Annotated in this window: 1 protein-coding gene and 1 pseudogene; one reads left to right on the top strand and one right to left on the bottom strand. The window is 66.4% G+C overall.

Annotation, left to right across the window (positions count from 1 at the left end):
- Positions 1-183, top strand: a pseudogene (locus MYF83_RS42155) (IS3 family transposase); the annotation flags it as partial.
- Here the strand turns inward: MYF83_RS42155 and MYF83_RS42150 are convergent.
- The gene (locus tag MYF83_RS42150; protein WP_248966435.1) at positions 151-1,443 is read right to left on the bottom strand and encodes an IS1380 family transposase; all 1,293 of its coding nucleotides are present in this window, start codon (positions 1,441-1,443) and stop codon (positions 151-153) included. The pseudogene MYF83_RS42155 and the gene MYF83_RS42150 overlap by 33 nt on opposite strands.
- Between the last annotated feature and the right edge of the window lie 247 nt (positions 1,444-1,690).

The raw sequence follows: 1,690 nt of genomic DNA, 5'->3' as shown, positions 1-1,690 counted from the left end.
CACCGCCACCGTTTTCGTACCCGGGCGGAGGCTCGGCTGAAGATCGCGACCTGGATCGCGGACTTCTACAACGTCAAGCGCAGGCACAGTGCCAACGACGGGCTGCCGCCTGTCACATTCGAGCGTCAGGTGATCGAGAAGAGGACAGCATCAACGGCCCTGCTGAGGGCCGCTGTGGCATAGGACCGTCTCCACGGTTTGAGGGGATTGACAGAAGGCCGAGGCCAGGCAGCCAAGTGCGCGCAGCAGGTTGTGGGTGATGGCGGCGTAGGTGAGCCAGGCGGCGTTCGCGGTGAACACCCCCGAGGGTAGGTGAGCAAGCGGCCCGTCGATCAGATCGGCGTTGACCTGCTCCTGCACCGCATGATCGCGATGGTGCTCCTCGGCCTGCACCAGCGCGTAGGGACTGTCGGTGAAGATCGGGTAGTAGCGGTAAGCGGCGAACAACTCGTCCTGGCCGTAGGTGGCCTGCTCGCCTGGCCGCGTGACGCGCCGAACGATCAGCCTGGCGGTGGTGGCCCCGCTTTTCTTGCTGGTGAACGCGGTGTAGGGGATCTCGGCGACTTCGGCATCGGAGACCCAGCCGCCAGCTTGTTCGTCGAAGACGGCGCTGGGGTATTTGATCGGCGTCCAGGCGTTCTGGCCGATGGCGGCGATCGCCTCCTTGACCTTGGGGTCCAGTTTGGCGGTGACCGAGAACCGCACGTCACGCTCGCGGCAGGCGCCGATGACCTCGGCACTGTAGAACGCCGAGTCACCGCGCAGCATCAAGGTGCCCGATGCGCCTGCCTGGCGGGCGGTGCCGATCGACTCGCGCAGCAGGGACGCCGCGCCGCGGGCGGAGTTGGCGCTGCCGCCCTGCAACCGGGTAGCCGCCACCACCGGAGCGGCCAGCGGCGTGGACAGCGTGACGGCCAGCACGTTCAGCCCGCGCACCCGCACACTCTTGCCCTGGACCTTGGTATGGCCGAACCCCGAGCCCTGCTTGGCATAGCCGTAGGTGCGCCGCTGCATCGAGTCGATATCCAGGAAAGTCAGCACGTCCGAGCCGGGCAGCAGCGGCGTCTGACGGGCCAGCTCGGCCAGCACCTGCCGGGCGGCCTTCTCCAACTGACGGACGTTGCCCCAGGTGAAGGCCCGCAGGAACGAACCAAGCGTGGACGGGGCGCGCACGCCGTCAAACAGCTTTTCCATCCCGCCGTGCCGCAGCAGGTCCAGATCGTCGATGCTGTCAGCGCCGCAAGCCATCCCCGCCACGATCGAGGCCACCTTGGCGGGCGCGTTCACCCCGTCCGAAGCGGCGAGGGCCACGTGCCGGCCGACCAGGCGGTCCAGGCCGCACCGCTCGGCCAGCCGCAGCGCTGGAGCCAGTCCACCGTAGGAGATCACATGCTCATCATCGAAGATCGCATGGGTCTTGCTCGCCGCGTGAGAGAATCGCACTTACGAGGTGCCTTTCTGAACTGGCCGATTGCAGCGTAGAGAACTCCAATCATCCCAGCTCGGAGGGCACCTCACCTCATTTCATGACTCCCACATCAGGTTTCGCGCCGTGGATCCAGGCTTAGACTCCGACGACCTTGACGGCTTTTCCACAGAGCGTGGACATGTCATCCTCATCAGAGGTGAGGACGATCACCGGCCTGACCGCACGCAGGGCGGTGGCGGCCACCACGGCGTCGATGGCGTA

The sequence above is a fragment of the Sphaerisporangium perillae genome, from assembly GCF_023276435.1.
In the GTDB taxonomy this organism is placed as follows: Bacteria; Actinomycetota; Actinomycetes; order Streptosporangiales; family Streptosporangiaceae; genus Sphaerisporangium; species Sphaerisporangium perillae.
The sequence above is the reverse complement of the archived record's forward strand: the minus strand, read 5'-3'. Positions and strand labels throughout refer to the sequence as shown.